Origin of the sequence: Micromonospora sp. NPDC057141 (assembly GCF_042670805.1) — a bacterium.
Taxonomy (GTDB): domain Bacteria; phylum Actinomycetota; class Actinomycetes; order Mycobacteriales; family Micromonosporaceae; genus Micromonospora.
Genome location: NZ_JBHUVA010000065.1, coordinates 1 through 23,002 on the forward strand (window position 1 = coordinate 1; position 23,002 = coordinate 23,002).

A 23,002-nucleotide genomic window follows, 5' to 3' on the forward strand; every position below is an offset into this window, starting at 1 on the left:
ACGACCGACCCCGTAAGATCCATGATTGGAAGAAGCCCTCCGAGATATTCGCCGAACTCGTAGAGGCAAATGCTTCGACCGCCTGAATTCGCCGTTCAACTGCTACACGCAGTGGTGGAACACGGCTTGGGCCCAGAAGTGCGACTCGCCGGGCGCCAAGTACGCCGGGACGTACGTGTCCGGCGTAGACTGCTCGCTGCAGTCGAGCAAGAGCATGCGCGTGGTCCGCACCCAGGGGAGCACGAGCACCGTAAGCGGCACCGACTGCACGTTCAGCGCCAGCAACGGTTGGATTTCTTACGACTAGGGCCACCATCGTACCGTCAGGCGAAGGAGCGTGACTCGCGTCATGCTCCTTCGCCTCTTGTTCGAAGGTCGAGAGAGACTCGTATGACTGTAGTGCTCGACGCGCTGTCCCAGGGTTACGGTACGTCGACCGTGATCGATTCACTCAGCGTAGCGCTGCAGCCCGGGATAACCGCCTTACTAGGCCCCAACGGGGCGGGAAAGACCACTCTGCTCCGCACCCTGGCGACTGTAATGCCGCCGCGCAACGGCCGAATTTGCATCGACGAGGTCGAGGTTTCCAGCGAGCGATCCGCCCGACAGATGCGTGACCGGATCGGCTACCTGCCGCAGGAGTTCGGCTTCGATCCCAAGATGACGGTCGCTGATTTCGTGTCCTACGCGGCCTGGATGCGCGGGGTGCCGAGCGCCCAGTGGCGGCGGTCGGTCGGCGAGGCGTTGGAGATGGTCGACCTGACCGATAGACGCCGGGCGAGGATGGGCAGTCTCTCAGGAGGCATGCGCAGGCGCGCCGGCATCGCTTGGGCGATCGTCGGGCGGCCCCGGCTCGTGCTGCTGGACGAGCCCACGGTCGGCCTGGATCCACGCCAGCGGCTGCAGTTCCGGAAGATCATCTCCGGGCTCGGCGACACCGTGGTGGTGCTGAGCACGCACCTCATCGACGACGTCGCCGCGGTCTGCGACCGGGTGGTCGTGATGCACGGTGGGGCAGCCCGGTTCGACGGCACCGTCGCCGAACTGGAGGCTCTGGGCCGGGACGACCTCCCCGGCCATTCCGCTTTGGAACGGGCATACATGCATCTCCTGCCCGAGGGAGAGCAACGACTGTGAGCGGACTGTGGTTGCACACTCGGAACTCGCCGATCCGCTGGGCCTTTCCACTGCTCGTCGTCCTCGACGTGGCGGTGCTATTCCTGCGCAACCGATACTGGATGGGCGTCTGGCCGGAGACCGGCGCTGCCGCACAGGTGCCAGCCTACGTGCTGGGGATGGTCGTCGCCGGTGCGGCAGCCTGGGCGGCGAGCGCCCCCAGGCGGCACGGCATCGAGGAGCAACTCGGGGCAGCACGCGTCCACCCGGCACGGATCGAGGCCCACCGGATCGCCGCCACCCTCGTCATTCTGATCAGCCCGTACCTGATAGGCCAAGCAGTGGCCTTCGCAGTGACCGCCCGCACGTTCCCGCCGGGAGTGCACCTATGGCTGGGCTATGCCTTACTCGGACTATTCGCAGCCCTGTTGGCAATCGCCTTCGGGTGGACGTGTGGCCGAATGCTCGGGCCAGTCTTCTCGGCCTTCACTGCAGCGTTAGGCTTCCTGCTCCTGACTATGTTGCTGGGGCGGTTCGGCTTCGTCGTAGCGTCTGGCCGACCGGAGGTAACTGTCGATCCGGTGCCTCTCGCCCTGCGGCTGGGGCTGGTCGTTGCCCTGCTACTGACCATGTTGTGGCTGGCCGGCGCTGAGGCGTCTCGAGCGCATCGCCGTGGCGTAGCCGGGCTGGTCCCAGTGGCGCTGACTCTTCTGCTAGTCATGGTGACCACCAATGCTGTCAGGGAGCGCGAACTCCCAGGCGACAGCGCCATGTGCCTCGACGGTTCGACAAGGCTGTGCATCTGGCCCGAGCACGAGAAGTACCTTCCACAACTGCGCGAAGTCAGCGCGCGCATCGATCAGCTTCCGGCCGCTTTCACTCGACCGCCGCTTGTCAACGAGGTCGGAGTCGGCCCAAAGACAGCCTTCTTTACCCCCGACGGGAAGAAGCACCTCGGATACGAGGGTGGCACGCCAATCTTCAACATCATTGAGGGAAGCCCGTGGTCCTTTGCCGGTGACATCGGCAAGGCGGTCATCAGTAGGACCTTCGGCTTTCAGGACCTCAAGAGCTGTAACTGGTTGGAGATCACTGAGCCGGACCAGGGCCGGCTCGCGGCCATCGACAAATGGATGGAGACCTACCTTGTTGGTGGAGGCAGCCCGGATTACCGCACCAACGCTTCCCGCGAGATGCAGGAGGCATGGGACAAGGGACGCACCATAGCCACAGAGCCCTCACAGGCCAATCAGTTCCGGTGGGCCGAAGGAGAGGTGAAGGATCTTCGTGGCCGCTACTGCCAGCCGAGAGACTGACGTGTCGACCGAGGCGAGCCCGCTTCGGCTGTTCCTCGCTGTCAGGCCGGCGCGAACCGTACTGGCCGCCACGGTCCTGCTGGGCGCGCTCACCGCCTGGTTCGGCATGGTCCAGGCACCGTTTCCCACGGCCGTCGAGGAGGGCAGGGCGATCATCCCCCTGTGGCGGATGATCGCCATGGGTGCCGCCATCCTGCCCGTCTTCGCACTGACCAGCCCTCTCGCCGGCCTGGAACTGGTCGCCACCCGACGCCTGCGATCCATGCAGCGGCGCTACCTCGCCGGCCTGAGTATCGGCTGCGCGGTGGTCTACCTGACCATCTGCGCGACCGTGCTACAGCCTCCGGTGGTCGCGATCATCGCCCGATCCTGGATCGCCTGGCTCGGCCTAGCCCTGCTCGCGGGAGCGATCCTGGGATGGCGACTGAGCTGGACGCTTCCTGCGGCGACCGCTGGCGTGCTCTGGTACTGGGGCTTCAGCGGGAGCGACCACTACCACTGGTGGGACTTCAGCGCACGGCCCCACGACGACCTGCCCAGCCTCCTCCTCAGCGCAACGCTCCTGCTCGCCGGCCTCACCGCCTACGCGGCAACCCCCTGGCGCCGCCGACGCTGGGATCTCCGATGGCCAAGGCCCGGCTCGCCCCGGTGATCAAGAGGTTTGCGTCATCGCAGAGATCAAATCTGACGCTTTCTCCTTGATCACCGGGGCGGGGGTGGGGGCGGCGGGTTGTTCGTAGTGGTAGCGGCACTGGGCGATCTGCACCGTGTCATCGACGATGCGGCAGACCAGGCGGTGTTCCTGATCGATGCGCCTCGACCAGAACCCCGCCCAGTTGCCGCGGAGTTGCTCAGGTTTGCCGATGCCCTGGTGGCCGTTGCGGCGGATGTCCTCGATCAGGGTGTTGACCCGCTTGAGCATCTGACGATCCCGTTGCCATGCCAGATAGTCCTCCCAGCCCCGGCTGGCGAACTGGACCTTCACGCTGCCGGAGCCTCGCCTGAACTGGCATCGGGGTCGATCAGGTCGTGCATCTCCCCGCCCCAATGCCACGTAGCCTAAGTTGATCATGTCGTTGTGCTGGTCGTTTGTGCCCGGGCGGGCTTTCGACGGGTGTGGTGTGGTGGGCGTGTCGGTGCCGGGCCGTGGTGTTGGCGTGGGGTGGCTGGCCGTGTACCGGCGCCGGGTGTTGCTGGCATTCCTTTGTGGTCGATGGCGGCGAGCGGGTCGGCCGGCGGTGGGGGTTTGAGTCCCCAGATCCGGATGGTCGCCGGACCGTGGTGGCGGGTGCTGGCCTGCTCGTGGGGTTTCTTGACGCGGTAGCTGTTGTGGCGGGTCCGTTTGACCGCCCGGGGACAGGTGCGGTGGCGTCTGGCTGGTAGCGGCTTGGCGCCGAGCTCGGCCAGCACGTGGGGCAGGTGGTCAGTCCAGTCCCCAGGGGGGAATGCCCGCTGTCCCGGTGGCGGTACGGCGGGCGATTCGCAGCGCGCGGGTGAAGCTGATCCGGTCGGGGTCGAGGTCGGCGGCCTCGGCCGCCCGGGTGATCAACGCGGCGAGGGCGTGGTGGACGATCAGCCAGGCCCAGATTTCCTGGTAGGCCAGCTCGGGCAGCCTCGAGCGCAGAACCCGCCCGGGACCGCGTAGATGCGTCTTCAATTGATCGTTGCTGGTCTCTTCTTCCCAGCGCAGGTGATACGTGTCGGCCAGCTCGTCCGCGCGGACATCGGCCGGGTCGGTGATGGTGGTCAGCAGCACGATCAGCTCGCCGGTGCCGTTGCCGTCACGGTCGGGCACGTCGTACTCGACCACCCGCACCAGATGCGCCTGGTCCGGGTCAAGATCGCCGCCTGCCTGGACGGCGGCGACGATGCGTTCCCGGCGGGCGCCGCGGATCTTCGGATGGATCAGCACGGACAGCCAGGTGCCGTCGCCAAGCACCCGCACGACCGGCAGCCGCAGCCCGGTCGGAGCCCGCCACAGCAGCGCCGCCCCGGTGGCCGCCGCGCTCGACCAGGCCTCGAAGGAGTAGAAGCCCCGATCGGCGGTCAGCAGCTCATCGCGGCGCAGCCGCGGATACAACCGCGCGGCGAGAGTCTGCTCCCCGATGCCGTACCCGGCCACCTCACCGGCCAGGAACGCGTGCGTGCCGCACTCGGCCAACGCCACCACCCGCGCCTTCGGGTACGCCGACCGGTTGGCCCCCGAGCCGGCATAGCCGAACTCGGCGGCGTTACCGGGCGTGTCCGGCAGGTCCACATCGAAACCGTCGATGGCGAGCACCCGCCACCGACGCAGCCATGCCCCCCGGGTATCGGCGCTGCCCACCGGCTGCACCACCGATTCGAAGATCTCCGCCATCACCGGCGCCCCCAGCCGGCCACGCGCCTGACTGATCCCCGAGGAGGTCGGCACCGACCAAGACGCATCCCAGCAGCCGAACCGGGTCAACGCCCCGGTCACCTTCGTGGCGACCTCTTCGTAGTCATCCTCGGCGAACAGGCACAACGCCATCGTCAGATAGGCCGTCACATGCGCCGGCAGCTTCCCATCCGACCGCTTGGCCCCAACCCCGTACCGGGCCACCGCCGCGTCGACCGCGTCCCGCGGCACCACGGACACCAGCACACCCAACGACACCTGATCCGCCGTCACCGCCACAGCCTGGGCCATGACCGGCAAGCACACCACCAGCCGCCTCACCAGTCACGCCGCCACACCGATCCCTCTACAAACGACCAGCTCAGCCCAATGATCAACTTAGGCTACGTGGCATTGCTCCCCGCCCCCGTTGCGCAGTTCTTCGACGGCTTCGTTCAGCCGACGCGCATTGGCGGGGCTGGCCATCAGGTACGCCGTCCCCTTCAGCGACTCGTACTCGCGCAGCGAGATGATCACGGCGGCCTCACGGCCGGAGCGGGTGACCACCACTTCCTCGGCGTCGTCCACGACATGGTCGAGCATCTTGGCCAGGTTCTGCCGGACTTCCGAGTAGGGGACGGCACGCATGACGCCTTCCGAACTTTACGTACAAGATGTTGTACAAAAGTACGCGTTGGACTTGCCGATCAGCTCGGCGACCAGCCGGGGTCTCGACCCATTCGGGCGACGACCCGGTCCAGCCCGGTGGCGGTTGGCGGCGCTTCGACCGGCGCGGCGAAGGCCCCCGTCTGCTGTCCCGCCTCACCCATCCGGTCCATGTACGCGTCGAGCGCGGCGATCGTGGCCGGCGCGGCCTCGTACGGCTGGCCGGTGGCCCGCGCCAGGTCCCACGCGTGCACGGTGAGGTCGGTCACGGCCATGTCGCCGACAGTCTCCTGCGGCAGCCCCATCCCCGGCGACACGCCCTCCAGCGCGGCCGGGTCGACCCACGCCCGCACCAGCCGTTCCGCCTCGGCGGCGAACCGCTCTCGCCAGCCGTCGGTGAGCAGATCGGCCTCGTCCGTCAGGTCCACCGGCTGCCGGGCGGCCATCGTCTGGAAGTTGACCACCGCGTGGAAGAGGTGGTTGAGCAGCTCCCGCACGGAGTAGTCCGCGCAGGGGGTCGGCAGGTCGAACTGGTCGTCGGGGATCGCCCGGACCACCGCCACGGCGCGCGGCGCGGCGTCCGCCAGCAGTTCACTAGTCTTCGTGGTCATGAGAGCAGCATATGAGGGCAAGCATGAGTAAATGCGACATCAACCGCGCACCGACGGCGGGGCATCCTCGACCGCCTCGGCAGCGGCCCGAAGTGGGTGATCGGCTCAGTCGGCCGGGGTGAACCCGGGCGAGGAAGGCCCCCCACGCCGCCGGGGCGAACGCCAGCACCGGGCCGGTGCGGTCCTTCGAGTCGCGCACGACCACCACGCCGGGCAGGTTGCCGGCCACCTCGACGCAGTTGCCGCCGGTGCTGTTGCTGCGGCTGCTGGTGCGCCACCGGGCAGCGCTCAGGTCCATGGTCCCGCCTCCGTCGTCTCGCCTCCTGCTCGATCCCCGCCCACTCCCGGAAGTAGGGCACCACGGCCTCCCGGCTGATCCGGCGCTGGATGCGGACGAACCGGCCGCCGACCGGGCCAGCCGTAACTCCTCGGCGAAGCGGTCGAGCATCGACGATCGTTCCGCGGACACCTCCGTACACCCATGGGACCTGCGGGATCGCGGCCCGGACGCCCGGACGGTCCGGGCCGCGACCGTTCACACAGTAACCGCAGCATCAGCAGAATGTGACCCCAGCGGGCCCGTTCGGCTGTCTCCCCCGGACAATCCCCGACCCGGGCGGGCCGCGCGGGGGTGTGCCGGGCACGGCGGCACGCTCCCGCACCACGTCGAGGAGGGACAGCCACAGTGGACGAGAGCCCTCGCGGCCCGGCCGGCGAACACGCCACGCCGGCCCGCGAACGCCCGCCGGCCGCCCGGGAGCATCTGCCGGCCCGGCCGATCTGGCTCTGCCGGGCCTGCGGTGGGCCGTGGCCCTGCTCGCCGGCCCGCCGCCGGCTCCTGCACGAGTACGCCGACGCGCCGGTCACGCTCGCCGTCCACCTGGCCGGGCTGATGCTGGAGGCGGGCGAGCAGCTCAACCGGGCGTACCCGTACACGGCCCCGTCGCCCGAGGCGCTGCACCGCCGCTTCCTCGGCTGGCTGCGCGGCAGGGGCGCGTGTTAGGAGGTGTTAGCAGGGGTCCCCTGTACAACAGATCGGCACGTCGTCGGTCGGCATGGGCCACGGGCGCACCACGGCGCTCGTGGGATACGGTTCCACCGATAACAGCAGGAGGTCGGCGAATGTCCTTGACGGTGCAGACGGAACAGCGCGGCGACGTGGTCGTCGTGTCGGTCGCGGGCGAGCTGGACATGGCGACGGCTCCACAGCTCCAGGACCAGATCACGGACCTGCTGGACAAGGGCCGCAGCCGCCTCGTGTTCGACCTGGTGGAGGTCTCGTTCTGCGACTCGACCGGGCTGTCGGTGTTCGTGCGCGCCAAGAACAGCTGCGACGAGGCCGGCGGCGTGGTCCGGCTGGCCGCCCCGCAGCGCGGGGTGCGGCGCATCCTGGAGGTCAGCGGGCTCGTCGAGGTGCTGCACACCTACCCGACGGTCGAGGAGGCCGTCGCGGGCGACCCGACGCCGGCCTCCTCCTGACCGCCCCGGCCCGGCGCCTCCCGCCGGCCACTCCGCTCAGCGCTCGTCCTCGACGAACCGGGGGCGGGCGATCACCAGGCCCGCGCCCGCCTGCACGGCGAGGGCGGCGAGCAGGAACCCGATCGGCGCGGTCCACCCGCCGGTCGCCTCGTAGAGGACGCCGACCAGCAGCGGGCCGAGCGCCGCGATCACGTACCCGGTGCTCTGCGCGAACGCCGACAGCGCCACCGTCCCCTCCGCCGTGCGGGCGCGCAGCCCGATGGTGGTGAGGATCAGCGGGAACGCGCCCTGGCCGAGGGCCAGCAGGGCCACCCAGAGCAGCGCACCGTCGTGCGGCGCGAGCGCCAGCCCCAGGTAGGACGCGGCGGAGAAGGCGGTCAGCCCGAACACCAGCGGGCGCAGCGTCCGCAGCCGGCCGGCGAGCGTCGGCATCAGCAGCGCCACCGGCACGCCGAGCGCGGTCACCCCGGCCAGCAGCAGCCCGGCCGTCTCCGGGCGGAAGCCGGCGTCGCGGAAGAGCTGGGCCAGCCAGCCCATGATCGCGTACCCGCTCAGCGACTGCGCGCCGAAGTAGACCGCCATCGCCCAGCCGAGCCGGGTCCGCGCCGGCCGCACCCGGGCCGGGGCGGCGACGACCGCCGCGCCGGTGGCGGCCCGCCGCGCGGCGCGGGCCCGCAGCGCCAGCGGCACCCACGGGAGTACGGCCAGCGCGGCCAGCCCGGCCCAGACCCCGAGCCCGGCCCGCCAGGAACCGAAGGCGTGCGCCACCGGCACCGCCGACGCGGCGGCCACCGTCGTGCCCGTCGTCAACGCCATCGTGTACGCCCCGGTGACCAGCCCGGTGCGGTGCGGGAAGTGCTGCTTCACCAGCATCGGCAGCAGGATGTTCGCCACCGCGATGCCGGCCAGCGCGAGCGCGCTGGTGGCCACGAAGATCAGCGCGGAGTCGGTGACCACACGCAGCACCTGCCCGACGGCCAGGGCGGTCATGGCGACCACGAGCACCCGGGCCGGGGCGTACCGCCGGACCAGCCAGGGGGTGAGCGCGCCGAGCCCGGCGAAGGCGATCGTCGGCAGGGTGGTGACGAGCCCGGCCATCGCCCCGGAGAGCCCGAGGCCGGTGCGGACCTCGCCGAGCAGCGCGCCGAGGCTGGTCACGGCGGCCCGCAGGTTCAGGGCGACCAGCAGCATGCCGACCAGCACCAGCAGCCCGCCGGTCACGGGCCGCTCCGCGCGCCGCCGCCCGACGGTCGGGGTGGGGGTGGGGGCGGGGATGGGGGCGGGAGCCGGGGCCACGTCGACGCTCGGTCGGGGCCGGCCCGTCCCGGTGGCGGGTTCCGCGATGGCGGTCGGTGGCGGGGTCATGGCCTTCAACCTACAATCATGGGATGAATTCTGGGCAGGTGATGTAACCAGTGCCACCGTCGGTTGATTCCGCGCCACCGCCTGACTCCGCGCCACCGCCGCCCCGGGGCCAGCGCGTGCGGCAGACGATCGAGCAGCTCCGGGCCCGCATCCTCGGCGGCGAGTGGCCCGTGGGTGGGCGCATCCCCACCGAGCCGCAGCTCGTCGCCGCCCTCGGCGTGGGGCGCAACACCGTCCGCGAGGCCGTCCGCGCCCTCGTGCACGCCGGGGTGCTGGAGTGCCGGCAGGGCTCCGGGACGTACGTGGTGTCGACCGACGAGCTGGCCCCCGTGGTGGCCCGCCGACTCACCGACGACCGGATGACCGAGGTCGTCGAGGTGCGCCGCGCCTTCGAGGTGGAGGCGGCGCGGCTGGCCGCGCTACGGCGTACCCCGGAGGACCTGGCCGCCCTCGACGGCGCGCTCGCCGCCCGGGAGGCCGCCTGGCGCGCGGGCCGGGTCGACGAGTTCGTCGAGGCCGACGCGGCGCTGCACACGGCGGTGGTGGCCGCCGCCCACAACGGCATGCTCGCCGAGCTGTACGCGTCGGTCGGCGCGGCGCTGCGCAGCACGATCACCCAGGCGATGGGCGACGCGCTGGAGCCCGAGCGGTATGTCGACCACGCCCGGCTGGTGGACGCGATCCGCGTCGGCGACCCGGCCTTGGCAGCCCGGGAGGCTGGTGCTTTCCTGGAGCCCTCCCCGGGGGAATAGGTTGCCCGGGACGACGAACCGGACACCACGGGAGTAACGGATGCTCAAGGGCTTCAAGGATTTCATCATGCGCGGCAACGTCGTCGACCTCGCGGTCGGCGTCGTGATCGGCGCGGCGTTCACGGGCGTGGTCACCCAGCTGACCAAGTCGTTCCTCGAACCGCTGATCCGCGTCTTCGTGGTGCTGGTCACCGGCAGCGACAAGGGCCTGGAAGGCACGGCTCCCGAGTTCCGCGGCATCCCGTTCGACTGGGTGGCCTTCGTCAACGCGCTGATCACCTTCCTGCTCACCGCGGCGGCGCTCTACTTCCTGGTCGTCTTCCCGATGAACAAGCTGGCCGAGCGGCGCAAGCGCGGCGAGGAGCCGCCGCCCTCGGCCCCCAGCGAGGAGGTCAAGCTGCTCACCGAGATCCGGGACGCGCTGGTGGCCGCCGGCCACACCACGCCGGGCCAGCAGCGGGGCGCCCTGGACGACGCGCTCGGCCGCACCCCGGAGCCGCCGGCCACGCGCTGACGCCCACACCGGCACCGGCACACCGGCCCCTGCGGGATTCCCGTAGGCGCCGGGTCCCGTCGTACACATGTTCGATAGAGTCCCGCCATGGAACAGCGGAAGCACTGGTGGAACGGCAAGTGGGGGCGGTTGGCTCGACGGGACGTCTTCCTCCGGGTGGACGGCGACCGGTGGCACGTCGAGCAGCGCGCCGGCGGCGCGGAGGGGGTCTCCCAGTTCTACGAGTACCCCAGCGTGGAGGAGGCCGAGGAAACCGTCCGCGCGCTGCTCGCCGGGGCGGACGGGTGGCGGGAGCTGTCCCCCCGGCCGCCGGGCTCGTGGCTGCCGACCCCGGATGCCCGCGCCTGACCGGCGCGGCGTTTAGTCGAGTGGTGGGGTGGGAACCGACTCGGGATGGAGCAGCAGGGGACGGAGCAGCAGGCGGCCATCTCCCGCGTCACCACCGGGATGCCCGTGGTGGACGCGACCGGGGCGGAGGTCGGCACCGTGGACCTCGTCCAGCGGGGCGACCCGAACGCGGTGACCGTGCAGGCGCCGACCGCCGACCCGACCGCCGACCCGATCACTGACCCGGGCGGCAGCCTGGACGAGTTGATCGAATCGGCGGCGGTCGAGGAGCCGGACGTCCCGGCCGATCTGGCCGCCCGTCTGCTCCGCACCGGCTATCTGAAGGTGTCCACCGAGCGCGCGCCGACCCGCGCGGTCTACGTGCTCGCCGACCAGATCACCGCCGTCGCCGACGGCCGGGTATGCCTCGATGTCCTCGCCGCGACCCTCCCCGCCGAGGAGTGACGCCAGCCTTTGATCGACTCCATGTCGGCGACATCGCGGTATCCCGGGCGGTTTTCCCCACCATGTCGCCGACATGGAGTCGATCTAGCGCTCCGCCCGCCCAGCCGCAGCCGGCTCGACGGGCGGAACCGGCTGCGCGGGCTCGACCGGCTCAGCCGGCTCGGCGGGCGGGAGCGACTGGGCGAGCCCGGCGCGGGTCGCCCTCGCGACGGCGGCGTAGGAGCAGCAGCATGAGCCAGCCGGCGAGCAGCCCCCAGAATGCGCCCCCGACACCGAGCAGGCTCACCCCGGAGGCCGTGACGACGAAGGTCACCACGGCCGCCTCCCGGGTCGCCGGGTCGGCGACGGCCGCCGACACCGCGCCGGCCAGCGCGGCGAGCAGCGCGAGCCCGGCCACGGCCTCGATCAGCACGGGCGGGGAGAGCAGCACCAGGGCGGTGGCGACGCCCGCGCCGAGGCCGAGCAGGGCCAGCCCGACCCCCGCCGTGACCGAGGCGACCCACCGGCGCTCCGGGTCCGGGTGGGCGTCCGGGCCGGCGGCCAGCGCGGCGGTGATCGCGGCGAGGTTGACCGCGTGCCCGCCGACCGGCGCGCCGATCGCGCTGGCCAGGCCGGTGACCCGCAGCGCGGAGCCGAGCGGGGGACGGTAGCCGTACCCGGTGAGCACCGCCATCCCGGGGACGTTCTGCGCGGCCATGGTGACCAGGAACAGCGGCAGGGCCAGCCCGACCACCGCCGGCACCGTCCACTCGGGCGTGGTGAGGACGAACACCGGCCGCAGGCCGTGCGCGCCGATCCCGCCCGGGGTGGTCACGGCGATGGCGACCGCCGCCGCGACGAGCGCGGCGGGCACCGCCCAGCGGCGGGCGAAGCGGTGCAGCACGAGCCAGGTGACGACCACCGGCACGGCCAGCCTCGGCACCTCGACCAGCGCGCGGACCGGCGCGGTGCACAGCGGCAGCAGCACCCCGGCCAGCATCGCGGCGGCGATCGGGCCGGGAATCGCGGCCACCGCCCGGCCAAGGGCCGGGAACAGGCCGGCGGCGACGATCAACGCCCCGCAGGCGACGAACGCGCCGACGGCGGCCGGCCAGCCGCCGGGGACCGGGCCGGTGGCCGCCAGCAGCGCCGCCCCGGGGGTGGACCAGGCGACCGCCATCGGCAGCCGGTGCCGCAGCCCCAGCCACACCGCGCAGAGGCCGGACGCGACGCTGACGGCGAGCAGCCCCGAGGCGGCCTGCCGTTCGTCGGCGCCGACGGCGCGCAGCCCGGCGAGCACGACGGTGAACGAGCTGGCGAAGCCGACGAGCGCGGTCACCACGCCGGCGAGCACGGGTTGCAGCAGGCCGGCCACGTCTCCCCCTTCACCGTTCCGTTTACGGAACGCAGGCGTGTAGCACGATAGCGGGATGGAGTCGCCGACACCAACCCCGCAAGCAGCCCGGGAGCAGGCAGCCACGGACGCCGGCACGGTCGGCGGCACGGTCGGCGGCACGGTCGGCGGCCGGGTACGCGCCCTGCGCGAGGAGCGCGGCATGTCACTGTCCACCCTGGCCCGGCTCGCCGGGGTGGGAAAGGCCACCCTCTCCGGCCTGGAGAACGGCACCCGCAACCCCACCCTGGAGACGCTCTACGCCGTCACGGCCCAGCTCGGGGTGCCGCTGACCGCGGCGCTCTCCGGGCCAGCGGCGACCCCCACGGTGCGCGGGGCGGCGGTGAGCGCGACCCTGTTGGAGGTGTTCACCGAGGCCGAGGCGACGTACGAGCTCTACCGGATGCGGGTCGCCCCCGGCGTCGGGCAGCTCTCCCCCGCGCACCAGCCAGGGGTCAGCGAGCACGTCACCGTCTTCGCCGGACAGCTGCGCGCCGGGCCGGTGGACGCCCCGCTGACCGCCGGACCCGGCGGCCATCTGCGCTGGACGTCGGACGTGCCGCACGGCTACGCGGCGATCGGGAACGAGGAGGTGTGGGCGAGCCTGCTGCTGCGCTACCCGCGCCGCTGACCGCCGCTGACCGGTCGTCGGCCCGGCCCGCCGACCGGTCGGCCACCCGCGCCGCCGCAAGATTCTTTTCGGGCCGACCCGGGAGTGCGTAGAGACGCCGGGCGGGTCTTCTTGGCAAGCTTGTCGTATGACGCTGATCCTCCGCTCGGCCATCCTCAACGACGTCGGCCTCGTGCGGACCAACAACGAGGATTCCGCCCTCGCCGGCGACCGCCTGGTCGCCGTCGCCGACGGGATGGGTGGCCTGCCGGCTGGTGAGGTGGCGAGCGAGATCGTCATCCGCATCCTCGACGAGCTGGACCCGCCCACCACCACCGAGGGGGCCGCCGACGCGCTGCGGGCCGTGGTGAGCACCGCCAACCAGCGCATCCGGGCCGCCATCTCCGTCGACCCGGCACGCGAGGGCATGGGTACGACGCTCACGGCCGGCCTGCTCGCCGGGGACGCCCTGGTCCTCGCGCAGGTCGGGGACTCCCGCTGCTACCTGCTGCGGGACAACGAGCTGACCCAGCTCACCCGGGACGACACGTTCGTGCAGGCGCTGGTCGACCAGGGTGCGCTCTCCCCGGACCAGGCGCGGCACCACCCGCAGCGGTCCCTGGTGACCCGCGCCGTGCAGGGCGCCGACACGCCCCCGGCGATCGGCACGCTCACCGTCTTCGCCGGCGATCGGCTGCTGCTGTGCAGCGACGGGCTCTCCGACTACGTGGACGACGCCGCGATCGCCGCCGCCCTGGCCATGTACGGCGACCGCCAGCAGTGCGGCGAGCAGCTGGTGAAGCTGGCCCACCAGGCCGGCGCCCCGGACAACGTCACCGTCGTCGTCTCCGACGTCACCGCGCTCTGATGACCCGGTAGATAGTTGTGCGATCTAGATAGCACCGCTAGTGTCTGCCGGGTGGAAAACGAGCGCCGTGGCCAGTGGCTGCGCGGTGTGCTCGACCTCTGCGTGCTCGGCCTGCTCCGCGACGGGGAGTCGTACGGCTACCAGCTCGCCCAGGCGCTCGAAGCCGCCGGGATCGGGCCGATCCAGGGCGGCACCCTCTACCCGGTGCTGCTGCGCCTGCAACGCACCGGCCTGGTCACCGCGCAGTGGCGCGACGGCGAGGCGGGGCCGGCCCGCAAGTACTACTCGATCACCGAGCAGGGCCGGGCGGCGCTGCGTCAGGGCGGGCGGGACTGGCTGACCTTCGTCCGACCGGTGAACGGGCTCGTGACGGAAGGGGTCGACGGATGAACGCCGACGAGTGGCTGCGCGCGTTCGCGGCCGAACTGCACCACCGGCGGGTACGCGCCGACGACGCCCGGCACGTGGTCGCGGAGGCCGCCGCACGGTGCTCCGCGACGTCGGGCTGACCGTGCGGGCCGGCCAGATCGCGGCGATCGTCGGCGCGAACGGCTGCGGCAAGAGCACCTTCCTGCGGATCTGCGCCGGCCTGCTCTCCCCCGACACGGGGGAGGTGACCGTCACCGGCCGGCTGGGATACTGCCCGCAGCAGGGCGGCACCGCCGACTTCCTCCTCCCCGACGAGCACTTCGTGCTGGTCGGGGCCGGGCAGGGCCTGACCCGGGGAGCGGCCCGGCAGCACGGCCACGCGGCGGCCCGGCGGCTCGGCTGGGACGTACCCGGCGACGTGCTGGCCCGGCACCTCTCCGGCGGGACCCGGCAGAAGCTCAACCTGACCATGTCCACCCTCACCGAGCCGGACGTGCTGCTTCTCGACGAGCCGTACCAGGGCTTCGACCGCGGCACGTACGTCGACTTCTGGGAGCAACTCGCCCGGCTGCGCGACGCCGGCAGGGCGATCGTGGTGGTGACGCACCTGCTCAACCAGCTCGACCGGGTGGACCTCGTCCTCGACCTCACCCCGGCGGGCGGGCCGGCACGCGACGACGAGACCGGATGGGGAGGACGGGCGTGAACCGACTGGTGACCGTCGCGGAGATGACCCTGCGGGAGCTGCTGCGCCGCCGAGGCGTGCTGGTGTTGATGCTGCTGCTCCCGCTCACCTTCTACCTGATCCGGCGGGACGGCTACGTCGGGCAGTCGGTGCGTTCGCTGATGCTCGGGATCAGCTGGGCGGTGAGCACGGCGGCGCTCTTCGCCACCAGCGCCGCCCGCGAGTTGGAGCCACGGCTGCGGCTGGCCGGCTACCGCCCGCACCACCTCTACCTTGGCCGGATGCTGGGCCTGTGGGCGGCAGGGCTGGTCATCGCCGCGCTGTTCTTCCTGCTCGTCGCGGTCGACGCGCCCGATCTGCGGTACGGCGGGCTGGCGGCGGGCATGCTGTGCTGCGTCGCCATCGCGCCGCCGCTGGGCATCCTGGTGGGCGCGTTGCTCCCCCGCGAACTGGAGGGCACCCTCGTGCTGCTCCTCGTGGTGACGGTGCAGATGCTGATCGACCCGGCCGGCACCGGGGCGAAGCTCACCCCGTTCTGGTCGAGCCGGGAGATCGCCACCTGGGCGGTGGACCACACCGACGACGGATATCTCACCCGCGGCTCGGTGCACGGTGTGCTGGTCACCGTGGGAATGATCCTCGCCGTGGCGGCGGTGTTCGGCGTCCGGCTGCGCCGCCGCCGGCATCTACGTCACCTGCCGGTCGGCTGACCAGGGTAGACCGGACCGACCGGAGAGGCACCGGCACCCTGCGGGTCGTCGGCAATCCGGTTGCGTGGGTCGGCGGGGCGGGTTGGGATGGGGGGATGACCATCCGGCGGGTGACCAACTCCGAGCGGCCGACCACCTCCTTCCCGCTCCAGGCGTACGCCTTCGAGGCGTCCCCCATGCGGCCCGGACGGGCCGAGGAGTTCCACAGCTACCTGCCCTACCACGAGGCCACCCGGACCCTCGTCGCCGAGGAGGGCGGCGAGACGCTGGCCACGGCGTCGGCCATTCCGATGCGGCAGAACCTGCGCGGGGTGGTGCTGCCGATGGCCGGGGTCGCCGGGGTCGCCACGCACCCGCTGGCGCGGCGGCGCGGGCACGTCCGGGCCATGCTGTGCCAGCTTCTCGACGAGATGCGCGACGAGGGGCACCCGCTCACCGCGCTGTACCCGTTCCGCGCGTCGTTCTACGAGCGCTTCGGGTACGTCGGCCTGCCCCGGGCGCGTACGGCCGCCTTCGCCCCGGCCGACCTGGCCCCGCTGCTCCGCGCCGACCTGCCCGGCGAACTGGCCTGGGGCCGCAGCGGCGCCGGGTACGCCGACCACCGCGCCTTCACCGAGCGCTGTCTGGCCGAGCGGCACGGGTTCGCGATCTTCCCCGAGACCCGGGCGGTGCGGCAACGCGACGACGACGACCGGTGGCAGGTCACCGCCCGCGTCGACGGCGAGACGGTCGGCGTGTTCACGTACCGGATCGACGACCATGGCGGCGAGCTGGCCGGCGACGACCTGCTGGTCGCCGACCCGTACGCCCGGGCCCTGATCCTCCAGTTCCTCGCCCGGCACGTCGACCAGGTGGAGCGGGTCCGCCTGCTGATCGCGGCGGACGAGCTGCCCGAGCTGTGGCTGACCGATCTGGCCGTGCACGTCGAGGCACGGGTCGCCCGACCCGGTTCGTCCGCGCCGATGGCCCGGCTGCTCGCGCTCGACGCGCTGGCCGGTCTCCCCGCCGGGCCGGGCCGGGTCCGGGTGGAGCTGACCGGGGACCGGTGGCTCGCCGGCACCCACCTGCTCGACGGCGCGACCGGCCGGCTGGAGCTGCTCGACGGCGCCACCGCCGGGTCCGTGCCGGCCGCGACGCTCACCGCCGCCGGGCTCTCCGCCCTGGCGTACGGGGTGCTGGACCCGGCGGAGGTCGACGTCCGCGGCCTGGGCCGGGTGCCGGCGGACGCCGCCGCCGAGCTGCGCCGGCTCTTCCCCCGCCGGCTGCCCTACCTGTACGCGGACTTCTGACCCTGCTTCGCCCCGGCGCGACGACTCCCGGAAAACGCATTGACCTCAATCGCACTCAAGGTTGCAGAATCGTATTGTTAAGTCGATTGAGATCTCGATGGAGCCAGTTATGACCGATCAGCAGCACGAGGCAGCGATCACCCCCCAGGAGCCCACGCCGCTGCCACGGGCCAAGCGAATCCGCAACCGGGCCCTCGTCGTCCTGGCGGGCGTCGTGGCGGCGGCCCTGGTCTGGGTGCTCGCCGTACCGGTGTTCGGTGCCGAGGTGTCGGTGCCCGAGCAGTACGGATCGGACACCAAGATCGACCTTACCCTCGGCGCGGTGATCTTCGCGACGCTCTTCGCCGGCCTGGCCGGGTGGCTCTCGCTCGCCGCGGCCGAGAAGATCCTCAAGCGGCGGGGAGCGCTGATCTGGACCGTGGTCGCGGCCCTGTTCCTGCTGATCACCCTTCCCTGGCGGATGCCCGGCTTCAGCACCACCAACATCCTGGTGCTCGTCGGGTTGCACCTCGTGGTCGGGGCCGTGTTCATCCCGGGGCTGCCCCGAGCGGCCCGGATCGGCTGACGGCCCTGCCAAGTTCGAGGTTTGGAGATGGGCAGATGACGATCGGAAACGCCAAGGTCCAGGTGGACATGGTGCTGGACCTCATTTGTGTGCACTCGTACATCGGCTTCACCCGGCTGGTCCGGGCCGCCGAACGGGTCCGCGAAGAGGGCGGGGAGGTGACCGTCAGGTTCGCGCCGTTCGAGCTGGCGCCCGGTGCCCCCACCGAGGGAATGCCGCTGATCGAGGCGCTCCGCCAGACGTTCGGCGAGAGCACCGTGCAGCAGCTCGGGCACCTCGTCGCCGCGGCTGCCCGGGACGGTCTGGAGCTGCACTACGACCGGGCGATCGCCACCGGCACCTTCGAGGCGCACCGCCTCATCGCCCAGGCCGCCGCGCAGGGCCGGGGAGAGGCGATGGTGGAGCGCCTGTTCAGGGCCCACTTCACCGACGGGCGGAACATCGGCGACGCCGAGACCCTGAACCGGCTGGCCGCCGAGGTCGGGGTCGTCCGTGACGACTCGGCCGAGGAGGATGTCCGCACCGCGCTGCGCCTGGTCCGGGAGGCAGGGATCACCGGGGTGCCGGTGCTGCGGATCGAGGGCGGCGGGCCACCGATGGTCGGTGAACAGCCCGAGGATGTCCTCTACGGGGCGCTGGTCGCCGCCACCGGGGGCGGCCCGGCGACGGCCGGGGCCGGCGCGGGCAAGCCGGGGACGGACGGGGTACTCAACAGTCCGCTGCCCGACGTCCAGGCGCACATCCGGCGGTACCTGGCCACCGACGGGGCCGACGGCCACGACTACTACGGGTTCCCGACGTTGCTGCTGACGACCCTCGGCCGGCGCACCGGCCGGCCGATCCGCACCCCGCTGATCTACGGACGCGACGGGGACCGGTACGTTCTGGTCGCCTCCAACGGTGCAGCCGCCACCGACCCGAACTGGTACCGGAACCTGGTCGCCCACCCGCAGGTCGACGTCCAGGTTCGGGCGGACAAGTTCACCGCCACCGGGCGAACGGTCACCGGGGACGAACGGCCCCGCCTGTGGGAGCTGATGGCCAAGATCTTCCCTCGGTACGACACGTACGCCACCCAGACGAACCGCCGGATCCCGGTGGTCGTGCTGGAGCCACGCCGGGAGGACTGAGTCGACGGGTGGTTCCCAGGACGGTCCCGTTCCTGGGAACCACCCGTCCCGGTCATGGCAGCTTCACGGACAACTCGTGCCGGAAGACGTCACGTGGGTCCCACTGCGCCTTGACGGCCTGCAGACGCGAGTATCCGCCCCGGTGGTACAGCTGGGGCGCCGGAAGGCCCGAGGTGTTCCACACCTCGTCGACCAGGTCCAGGTCGGGGTAGTTGATGTAGCAGCCGTCGGTGTGGGCGTTGGGCAACGGCACGCCGCCGGTGTCGGCGTGCACGTCGCGGTAGAGGGCCCGGATCTGGTTGAGGACGTACCCGTCGAGGTTGGGGTCGGCCCAGAAGACCGAGTACCACGCCTTCATGATCGAGTCCCGCTGGGCGGCGGCCGTCGCTGAGGAGGCGACGGTGTTCACCCTCACGCCGTAGGAGTAGAGCAGGACGGAGAGCAGGCCGCCCATGAGCGGGCCGGTGAGGTGCTGGTAGACGGTGGCGACCTGGGCATCGCTCCACGCCGTCCGCAGGTACGCGCTCTTGTTCTTGATCCGCCCGTACTCGCCGAGGTCGGTCTTGTAGTCGAAGACGAAGGTGATGAACGGTTGCAGCTTGCGGACGACGGTCGGTGTGACCCCGACCCCGGCGCCGACCGCCGCGATGTAGTCGTCGAGGATCTGTTCCGCCCCCGACACGTTCGCGTCGATCTGCGCGACCAGCTCGATGGCGGTGACCAGGCCGGGCTGCACCGCCTTCTGGTTGAGATGGAGGCCGCTGTGCAACGCCGGCGCGTTCGCCCCGGCGTTGGCCGCGTTCCACTGCCCGTGGTTGCGGACCAGGCGGGTGAAGTCGGCCTCGGTGAGCTGCTCCCACGACCAGCTGACGGACTTCGACAGCATCGCCGCCGGCGCGGCGGGCAGCAACTGCTGCGGTGACCGGCCCGTCGCGTTCCGGCTACGGAACCAGTACCGGGTCACCACGCCGAAGCTTCCTCCGCCGCCTCCGGTATGCGCCCACCACAGTTCCCGGTTGGGATCGTCGGGCTCGGCGGTCGCCACCACCGTCCTGGCCCGGCCGTTGGCGTCGACGGTGACGACCTCCACCGCGTACAGGTGGTCGACGACGAGGCCGTGCCGGCGGGACAGGGGCCCGTACCCGCCGCCGGCCACGTGGCCGCCGACCCCGACCCCGGGGCAGATGCCGCCCGGGATGGTCACCCCCCAGTTGTAGAACATCGTCCGGTACACCTGGCCGAGGGTCGCCCCCGCCTGCACCACGATGGCCCGGCGGGCGGGGTCGTGATAGACGGCGTTCATCTCGCAGACATCGATGATGATCTGCACCGCCGGGTCGTCCACCAGCCCCTCGAAGCAATGGCCGCCACTGCGCACGACCACCCGCTTGCCGGCGGCGACCGCCTCCTCCAGCACTGCGGCGATCTGTGCCGCCGAGTGCACGATCCGGACCGACTCCGGCTGGCCCACGAAGCGTTTGTTGTACCCCCGATTCACCAGGTCGGCGTACTGCGGATCGTTCGGTCCCACGGTCACCGCCTGCGCGACCAGGAGATCCCCGACAGCCGTACGCGGCTGGGCGGCAGCGGGATCGGCTACCACCAGACCGGCGACCGTCGCGGCCCCACCGGCACCCAACAACCCTCGGCGGGTCAACTTGTCCAAGATTTCACGCACCCTCTCGCTATCTATATCTATGTGGTCGTTGCTGCTGAGCGGTCACGCACCGGCACCGGCACCGGTGCCGAACGGCCGGGGGCCGTCGTTCCGTGCTGGGCGGTCACGCGCCGTCGCTGGTCCCGGCTGGCCAGGTGACAGGCCACCCACCGATCGCAGCGCGCCGTCGGCGTGCCCCGTCGGGGCGATGCCGTTGACCATGCAGCCGAACAGAACGGCTGCCAGTGTGGTCAGTTCGTCGGGCCCGGTGCTGCCTCCGGCGGCCCGGCCGGTGCCGGGCGAGTTCGAGTCGATCACGCGTCACGCCCTCCCGTACGCCTTGGGTTGGATGACCGACAGTCGATGTCCAGCAGCCGCACCGCTCACCTGTCCGCACCCACCGGCGACCCGGCGGCCCGCCGCACGTCACGCAGGAGTCGGGCCAGCCGCAGGCTCTCCTGGAGCCCGGCGGATCCCTCGGCACCCGACCGGACCGCCGTGACGAACGCGGTAACCGTGTTGACAACCTGGTCGTCCGGCTCCAGCCGGAGTTCCTCCGTACCGTGGAACCGTTCCACCCGGACCACCGGCCGGTGGTCCGCCGGTGGGGTGAAGGCCCGGTCCAGGACGATCCGGCCGGTGCTGCCGGTCAGTTCGTACCGGGAGCGGTAGCTGTGCTCGATGCCGAACACCAGGCTGGCGGTGACCCCGTCGGGGGTCCGGAGCAGCGCCGCTCCGGCGGTGTCCACCGTCCGCCCGGCACCCGCCGTCAGCACCGCCCCGGCCACCGTCAGGTCCGGACCGAGCAGGTGCAGGGCGGCCCGGACGGGATACACCCCGACGTCGCAGAGCGCGCCGCCGCCGAGGTCGGCGCGGTAGCGGATGTCGTCGTCGGGCAGCCGGGGAATGGTGAACGTCGACTCGAAGGCGCGCAGTTCGCCGATGGCACCCTCGCGCAGCAGCCGGGCCACCACCACGTGCTGGGCATGATGGACGAACATGACGTTCTCCATCAGCACCAGGCCGGCGGCGGCGGCCACGTCGACCAGCGCGGCGGTCCGGTCCGGGTCGTCGGTCAGCGGCTTCTCGGCCAGGACGTGCTTGCCCGCCCGCAGGGCCGCCTCCACCCACTCGGCGTGCAACGCCAGCGGCAGCGGCACGTAGACGGCGTCCACGTCGGACCGGTCCAGCAGGGCCGCGTACCCGGTCAGCGGACGGCAGCCGAACTCCCGCGCGGTCCGGGCCGCGCGCTGCGGATCCCGGCTGGCCACCGCGACGACCTCGGTGTCGGACACCCGCGCGAACGCCGGCAGCATCCGACGGCGGGCGATGTCGGCACAGCCCAGCACCCCGACGCGCAGCGGATCCATCTAGTCGTCCCCCATCGCGTTGAGGCAGGCGAGCAGGGTGCGCGCCTGCACGTTCACGTAGTGGTTGTGCCGGACCAGCGAGGTGAGCTGGCCGCGGGTGATCCAGCGATACGCCGGCGGCGGGTCCAGCGGCACCTGCGCGTCGTCGACGTCGACCACCAGGTAACGGCTCTCGGCGTTACGGAACCGGCCGCCCTCCTCCGAGTGCCGGGCCTCGTACCGCACGGCGCCCGGATCAGCGCCGAGCACGAGGTCCAGGTAGGGCGGCCGGGCCGCCGCGTCGAGGTGGGCGTAGTTGCCCGGCGTGTACTGCACGGTGGGGCCGAGCTCGATCGTGTCGAGAAACCCGCCCTCCACCCGGGCGTGCGCCAGGACGTGCCGCACCCCGCCGATGCGGCGGGAGAGGAACGCGGTGACGCCGGTGCCGCAGGGCTCGAAGAGCGGCTGCGTCCAGCGGGTCACCTCCCGGTTGCCGGCCAGCACCGACACCGCGACGACCTGGAAGTACCGGTCCTGTTCGTGCCGGATCGCGTCCTCGTCACGTACCCAGCCGGGCAGACCGGCCAGGGGGACCCGGGCGGCGTGCACGTCGTGCCCGGCCCGCTGGGCGGTGAACCAGGAGAGCACGTCGACGTCCGGGTGCAGCGCCAACCGTTCCCCGTCGTCGAAGGGCAGACAGGCCAGGACCGTACGGGAGTCCATGTTGACGACGTTGTCCCGGTGCAACAGCTCGGCGATCTGCCCCAGGGTGAGCCAGCAGAAGTCCTCGTGCGCCGGTACGTCGTCGGTGACCTCGACGACCATGTTGCGGTTGCTCTTGTGGTAGAACCACGACCCGTGCTCGGACTGGAGGGCGTCGGCGAGCACCCGCCCCCGGCCGAGATCCCGGGTGAAGTACTCGATGTAGCGGACGTCGCTGCCCTGGTGCACCCTGCTGTAGTTGCTCCGGGTCGCCTGCACGGTCGGGGAGAGCTGCATCAGGTTCGGGTTGCCCGGCTCCATCTTGGCCTGCATGAGCAGGTGCAGGACACCGTCGAACTCCTTGGCCAGGATTCCCAGGATGCCCACCTCGGGCTGCCGGATGATGGGTTGATGCCACTCGCCCGCCGGGCCGTCCGTGGTGACGTGCAGGCCCTCCACGCTGAAGAACCGTCCGCTACGGTGGCCGAGGTTGCCGGTCCGCTCGTCGAACGACCAGGCGTCCAGGTCCCGGAACGGGATCCGGTCCACCCGGAACCGGTTGGTCCGGGCCCGCTCGGCCAGCCAGCCGGTGAAGTCCTCGGTGGCCAGGTGCGCACCCTGCGACGAGGCGGCCGAGGCGGCGATCCGGGCCGACAGGTCGGCGTCGTACCGGGACCGTACCGGTGGCGACACGACGGGCGCCGTTACGATTCCAGAAGGCACGTC

The 23,002-nt window shown here is 71.7% G+C and carries 27 protein-coding genes and 3 pseudogenes; 19 read left to right on the forward strand and 11 right to left on the reverse strand.

Going from position 1 to position 23,002, the window contains the following annotated elements; all coding sequences use genetic code 11:
• The first annotated feature begins 390 nt into the window (after positions 1–390).
• From ACFT41_RS25025 to ACFT41_RS25035, 3 genes are read left to right on the forward strand one after another with little or no spacing between them, the layout of a single operon-like run.
• Positions 391–1,137: an ATP-binding cassette domain-containing protein gene (locus tag ACFT41_RS25025; protein ID WP_377582755.1), complete on the forward strand. Its 747-nt coding sequence runs from the start codon at positions 391–393 to the stop codon at positions 1,135–1,137.
• The gene (locus ACFT41_RS25030; RefSeq protein ID WP_377582757.1) at positions 1,134–2,432 is read left to right on the forward strand and encodes a hypothetical protein; all 1,299 of its coding nucleotides are present in this window, start codon (positions 1,134–1,136) and stop codon (positions 2,430–2,432) included. The genes ACFT41_RS25025 and ACFT41_RS25030 overlap by 4 nt, the downstream gene beginning before the upstream one ends.
• Before the next feature lies 1 nt (position 2,433).
• Positions 2,434–3,084: a hypothetical protein gene (locus ACFT41_RS25035; RefSeq protein WP_377582759.1), complete on the forward strand. Its 651-nt coding sequence runs from the start codon at positions 2,434–2,436 to the stop codon at positions 3,082–3,084.
• A gap of 81 nt (positions 3,085–3,165) precedes the next feature.
• On the opposite strand, the pseudogene ACFT41_RS25040 reads toward ACFT41_RS25035, so the two are convergent.
• The 5 genes and pseudogenes from ACFT41_RS25040 to ACFT41_RS25060 form a co-directional block, all read right to left on the reverse strand.
• A pseudogene (locus ACFT41_RS25040) lies at positions 3,166–3,417 on the reverse strand (Txe/YoeB family addiction module toxin); the annotation flags it as partial.
• Between the two features lie 438 nt (positions 3,418–3,855).
• Positions 3,856–5,085 carry an IS4 family transposase gene (locus tag ACFT41_RS25045; protein WP_377582761.1) on the reverse strand — a complete coding sequence of 410 codons (1,230 nt, stop codon included), beginning with the start codon at positions 5,083–5,085 and terminating at the stop codon, positions 3,856–3,858.
• 105 nt (positions 5,086–5,190) lie between these two features.
• On the reverse strand, positions 5,191–5,439 hold the full coding sequence (locus ACFT41_RS25050) for a type II toxin-antitoxin system Phd/YefM family antitoxin (protein WP_377582763.1): 249 nt from the start codon (positions 5,437–5,439) through the stop codon (positions 5,191–5,193).
• Positions 5,440–5,498: 59 nt separating this feature from the next.
• Positions 5,499–6,068, reverse strand: a complete 570-nt coding sequence (locus ACFT41_RS25055) for a TIGR03086 family metal-binding protein (protein ID WP_377582765.1) — start codon at positions 6,066–6,068, stop codon at positions 5,499–5,501.
• Between the two features lie 109 nt (positions 6,069–6,177).
• Positions 6,178–6,366 (reverse strand): annotated as a pseudogene (locus tag ACFT41_RS25060) (DUF397 domain-containing protein); the annotation flags it as partial.
• Positions 6,367–6,753: 387 nt separating this feature from the next.
• Between ACFT41_RS25060 and ACFT41_RS25065 the strand changes: the two are divergent.
• Together ACFT41_RS25065 and ACFT41_RS25070 are read left to right on the forward strand one after the other, a co-directional pair.
• A complete protein-coding gene (locus ACFT41_RS25065; RefSeq protein WP_377582767.1) occupies positions 6,754–7,071 on the forward strand; it encodes a hypothetical protein in 318 nt (105 codons plus the stop codon).
• A gap of 119 nt (positions 7,072–7,190) precedes the next feature.
• Positions 7,191–7,547 (forward strand): STAS domain-containing protein, encoded by a 357-nt coding sequence (locus ACFT41_RS25070; protein WP_377582769.1) that lies wholly within the window; start codon positions 7,191–7,193, stop codon positions 7,545–7,547.
• Between the two features lie 36 nt (positions 7,548–7,583).
• On the opposite strand, the gene ACFT41_RS25075 is transcribed toward ACFT41_RS25070, so the two are convergent.
• On the reverse strand, positions 7,584–8,912 hold the full coding sequence (locus ACFT41_RS25075) for an MFS transporter (RefSeq protein WP_377582771.1): 1,329 nt from the start codon (positions 8,910–8,912) through the stop codon (positions 7,584–7,586).
• A gap of 50 nt (positions 8,913–8,962) precedes the next feature.
• On the opposite strand from ACFT41_RS25075, the gene ACFT41_RS25080 reads away from it, so the two are divergent.
• From ACFT41_RS25080 to ACFT41_RS25095, 4 genes are all read left to right on the forward strand, one after another.
• A complete protein-coding gene (locus ACFT41_RS25080; protein WP_377582773.1) occupies positions 8,963–9,664 on the forward strand; it encodes a FadR/GntR family transcriptional regulator in 702 nt (233 codons plus the stop codon).
• A 40-nt stretch (positions 9,665–9,704) separates the two neighbouring features.
• Positions 9,705–10,178 carry a large conductance mechanosensitive channel protein MscL gene (gene mscL / locus ACFT41_RS25085; protein ID WP_377582775.1) on the forward strand — a complete coding sequence of 158 codons (474 nt, stop codon included), beginning with the start codon at positions 9,705–9,707 and terminating at the stop codon, positions 10,176–10,178.
• Between the two features lie 87 nt (positions 10,179–10,265).
• Positions 10,266–10,526 carry a hypothetical protein gene (locus tag ACFT41_RS25090; RefSeq protein ID WP_377582777.1) on the forward strand — a complete coding sequence of 87 codons (261 nt, stop codon included), beginning with the start codon at positions 10,266–10,268 and terminating at the stop codon, positions 10,524–10,526.
• Between the two features lie 45 nt (positions 10,527–10,571).
• Complete coding sequence (locus ACFT41_RS25095) at positions 10,572–10,970, forward strand: hypothetical protein (RefSeq protein ID WP_377582779.1); 399 nt, start codon at positions 10,572–10,574, stop codon at positions 10,968–10,970.
• Between the two features lie 151 nt (positions 10,971–11,121).
• Here ACFT41_RS25095 and ACFT41_RS25100 read toward each other — a convergent pair whose 3' ends face one another.
• Positions 11,122–12,324, reverse strand: a complete 1,203-nt coding sequence (locus ACFT41_RS25100) for a benzoate/H(+) symporter BenE family transporter (protein WP_377582781.1) — start codon at positions 12,322–12,324, stop codon at positions 11,122–11,124.
• A gap of 55 nt (positions 12,325–12,379) precedes the next feature.
• Between ACFT41_RS25100 and ACFT41_RS25105 the strand changes: the two genes are divergently transcribed.
• The 10 genes and pseudogenes from ACFT41_RS25105 to ACFT41_RS25150 all read left to right on the forward strand — a co-directional run bounded on the left by ACFT41_RS25105 (position 12,380) and on the right by ACFT41_RS25150 (position 18,568).
• Entirely contained in the window at positions 12,380–12,973 is a 594-nt protein-coding gene (locus ACFT41_RS25105) for a helix-turn-helix domain-containing protein (RefSeq protein ID WP_377582783.1), read from the forward strand.
• Between the two features lie 127 nt (positions 12,974–13,100).
• Positions 13,101–13,820: a PP2C family protein-serine/threonine phosphatase gene (locus tag ACFT41_RS25110; RefSeq protein ID WP_377582785.1), complete on the forward strand. Its 720-nt coding sequence runs from the start codon at positions 13,101–13,103 to the stop codon at positions 13,818–13,820.
• A gap of 51 nt (positions 13,821–13,871) precedes the next feature.
• Positions 13,872–14,210: a PadR family transcriptional regulator gene (locus tag ACFT41_RS25115; RefSeq protein WP_377582787.1), complete on the forward strand. Its 339-nt coding sequence runs from the start codon at positions 13,872–13,874 to the stop codon at positions 14,208–14,210.
• On the forward strand, positions 14,207–14,329 hold the full coding sequence (locus tag ACFT41_RS25120) for a hypothetical protein (RefSeq protein ID WP_377582789.1): 123 nt from the start codon (positions 14,207–14,209) through the stop codon (positions 14,327–14,329). Before ACFT41_RS25115 ends, ACFT41_RS25120 begins: the two co-directional genes overlap by 4 nt.
• Positions 14,308–14,895 carry an ATP-binding cassette domain-containing protein gene (locus tag ACFT41_RS25125; RefSeq protein ID WP_377582791.1) on the forward strand — a complete coding sequence of 196 codons (588 nt, stop codon included), beginning with the start codon at positions 14,308–14,310 and terminating at the stop codon, positions 14,893–14,895. Before ACFT41_RS25120 ends, ACFT41_RS25125 begins: the two co-directional genes overlap by 22 nt.
• On the forward strand, positions 14,892–15,584 hold the full coding sequence (locus tag ACFT41_RS25130) for an ABC transporter permease (protein WP_377582793.1): 693 nt from the start codon (positions 14,892–14,894) through the stop codon (positions 15,582–15,584). The genes ACFT41_RS25125 and ACFT41_RS25130 overlap by 4 nt, the downstream gene beginning before the upstream one ends.
• 95 nt (positions 15,585–15,679) lie before the next feature.
• A complete protein-coding gene (gene eis / locus ACFT41_RS25135) occupies positions 15,680–16,873 on the forward strand; it encodes an enhanced intracellular survival protein Eis (protein WP_377582795.1) in 1,194 nt (397 codons plus the stop codon).
• Between the two features lie 109 nt (positions 16,874–16,982).
• The gene (locus ACFT41_RS25140; RefSeq protein ID WP_377582797.1) at positions 16,983–17,438 is read left to right on the forward strand and encodes a DUF6069 family protein; all 456 of its coding nucleotides are present in this window, start codon (positions 16,983–16,985) and stop codon (positions 17,436–17,438) included.
• 68 nt (positions 17,439–17,506) lie between these two features.
• Positions 17,507–18,064, forward strand: a pseudogene (locus ACFT41_RS25145) (DsbA family protein); the annotation flags it as partial.
• 93 nt (positions 18,065–18,157) lie between these two features.
• The gene (locus ACFT41_RS25150) at positions 18,158–18,568 is read left to right on the forward strand and encodes a nitroreductase family deazaflavin-dependent oxidoreductase (protein WP_377582932.1); all 411 of its coding nucleotides are present in this window, start codon (positions 18,158–18,160) and stop codon (positions 18,566–18,568) included.
• A 52-nt stretch (positions 18,569–18,620) separates the two neighbouring features.
• Here ACFT41_RS25150 and ACFT41_RS25155 read toward each other — a convergent pair whose 3' ends face one another.
• From ACFT41_RS25155 to ACFT41_RS25170, 4 genes are all read right to left on the reverse strand, one after another.
• The gene (locus ACFT41_RS25155; protein ID WP_377582799.1) at positions 18,621–20,234 is read right to left on the reverse strand and encodes an FAD-dependent oxidoreductase; all 1,614 of its coding nucleotides are present in this window, start codon (positions 20,232–20,234) and stop codon (positions 18,621–18,623) included.
• 54 nt (positions 20,235–20,288) lie between these two features.
• Positions 20,289–20,543 carry a hypothetical protein gene (locus tag ACFT41_RS25160; RefSeq protein WP_377582801.1) on the reverse strand — a complete coding sequence of 85 codons (255 nt, stop codon included), beginning with the start codon at positions 20,541–20,543 and terminating at the stop codon, positions 20,289–20,291.
• Between the two features lie 65 nt (positions 20,544–20,608).
• On the reverse strand, positions 20,609–21,595 hold the full coding sequence (locus ACFT41_RS25165) for a Gfo/Idh/MocA family protein (protein ID WP_377582803.1): 987 nt from the start codon (positions 21,593–21,595) through the stop codon (positions 20,609–20,611).
• Positions 21,596–22,999, reverse strand: coding sequence for an NDP-hexose 2,3-dehydratase family protein (locus ACFT41_RS25170; RefSeq protein WP_377582805.1), 1,404 nt, complete (start codon positions 22,997–22,999; stop codon positions 21,596–21,598).
• Positions 23,000–23,002: the final 3 nt, after the last annotated feature.

Coding starts and splice junctions, on each gene's coding strand:
- ACFT41_RS25105 (WP_377582783.1), top strand. CDS start 12,380: ATGGAGTCGCCGACACCAACCCCGCAAGCAGCCCGGGAGCAGGCAGCC.
- mscL (WP_377582775.1), top strand. CDS start 9,705: ATGCTCAAGGGCTTCAAGGATTTCATCATGCGCGGCAACGTCGTCGAC.
- ACFT41_RS25140 (WP_377582797.1), top strand. CDS start 16,983: ATGACCGATCAGCAGCACGAGGCAGCGATCACCCCCCAGGAGCCCACG.
- ACFT41_RS25075 (WP_377582771.1), bottom strand. CDS start 8,912: ATGACCCCGCCACCGACCGCCATCGCGGAACCCGCCACCGGGACGGGC.
- ACFT41_RS25165 (WP_377582803.1), bottom strand. CDS start 21,595: ATGGATCCGCTGCGCGTCGGGGTGCTGGGCTGTGCCGACATCGCCCGC.
- ACFT41_RS25110 (WP_377582785.1), top strand. CDS start 13,101: ATGACGCTGATCCTCCGCTCGGCCATCCTCAACGACGTCGGCCTCGTG.
- ACFT41_RS25055 (WP_377582765.1), bottom strand. CDS start 6,068: ATGACCACGAAGACTAGTGAACTGCTGGCGGACGCCGCGCCGCGCGCC.
- ACFT41_RS25070 (WP_377582769.1), top strand. CDS start 7,191: ATGTCCTTGACGGTGCAGACGGAACAGCGCGGCGACGTGGTCGTCGTG.
- ACFT41_RS25025 (WP_377582755.1), top strand. CDS start 391: ATGACTGTAGTGCTCGACGCGCTGTCCCAGGGTTACGGTACGTCGACC.
- eis (WP_377582795.1), top strand. CDS start 15,680: ATGACCATCCGGCGGGTGACCAACTCCGAGCGGCCGACCACCTCCTTC.
- ACFT41_RS25095 (WP_377582779.1), top strand. CDS start 10,572: ATGGAGCAGCAGGGGACGGAGCAGCAGGCGGCCATCTCCCGCGTCACC.
- ACFT41_RS25090 (WP_377582777.1), top strand. CDS start 10,266: ATGGAACAGCGGAAGCACTGGTGGAACGGCAAGTGGGGGCGGTTGGCT.
- ACFT41_RS25050 (WP_377582763.1), bottom strand. CDS start 5,439: ATGCGTGCCGTCCCCTACTCGGAAGTCCGGCAGAACCTGGCCAAGATG.
- ACFT41_RS25120 (WP_377582789.1), top strand. CDS start 14,207: ATGAACGCCGACGAGTGGCTGCGCGCGTTCGCGGCCGAACTGCACCAC.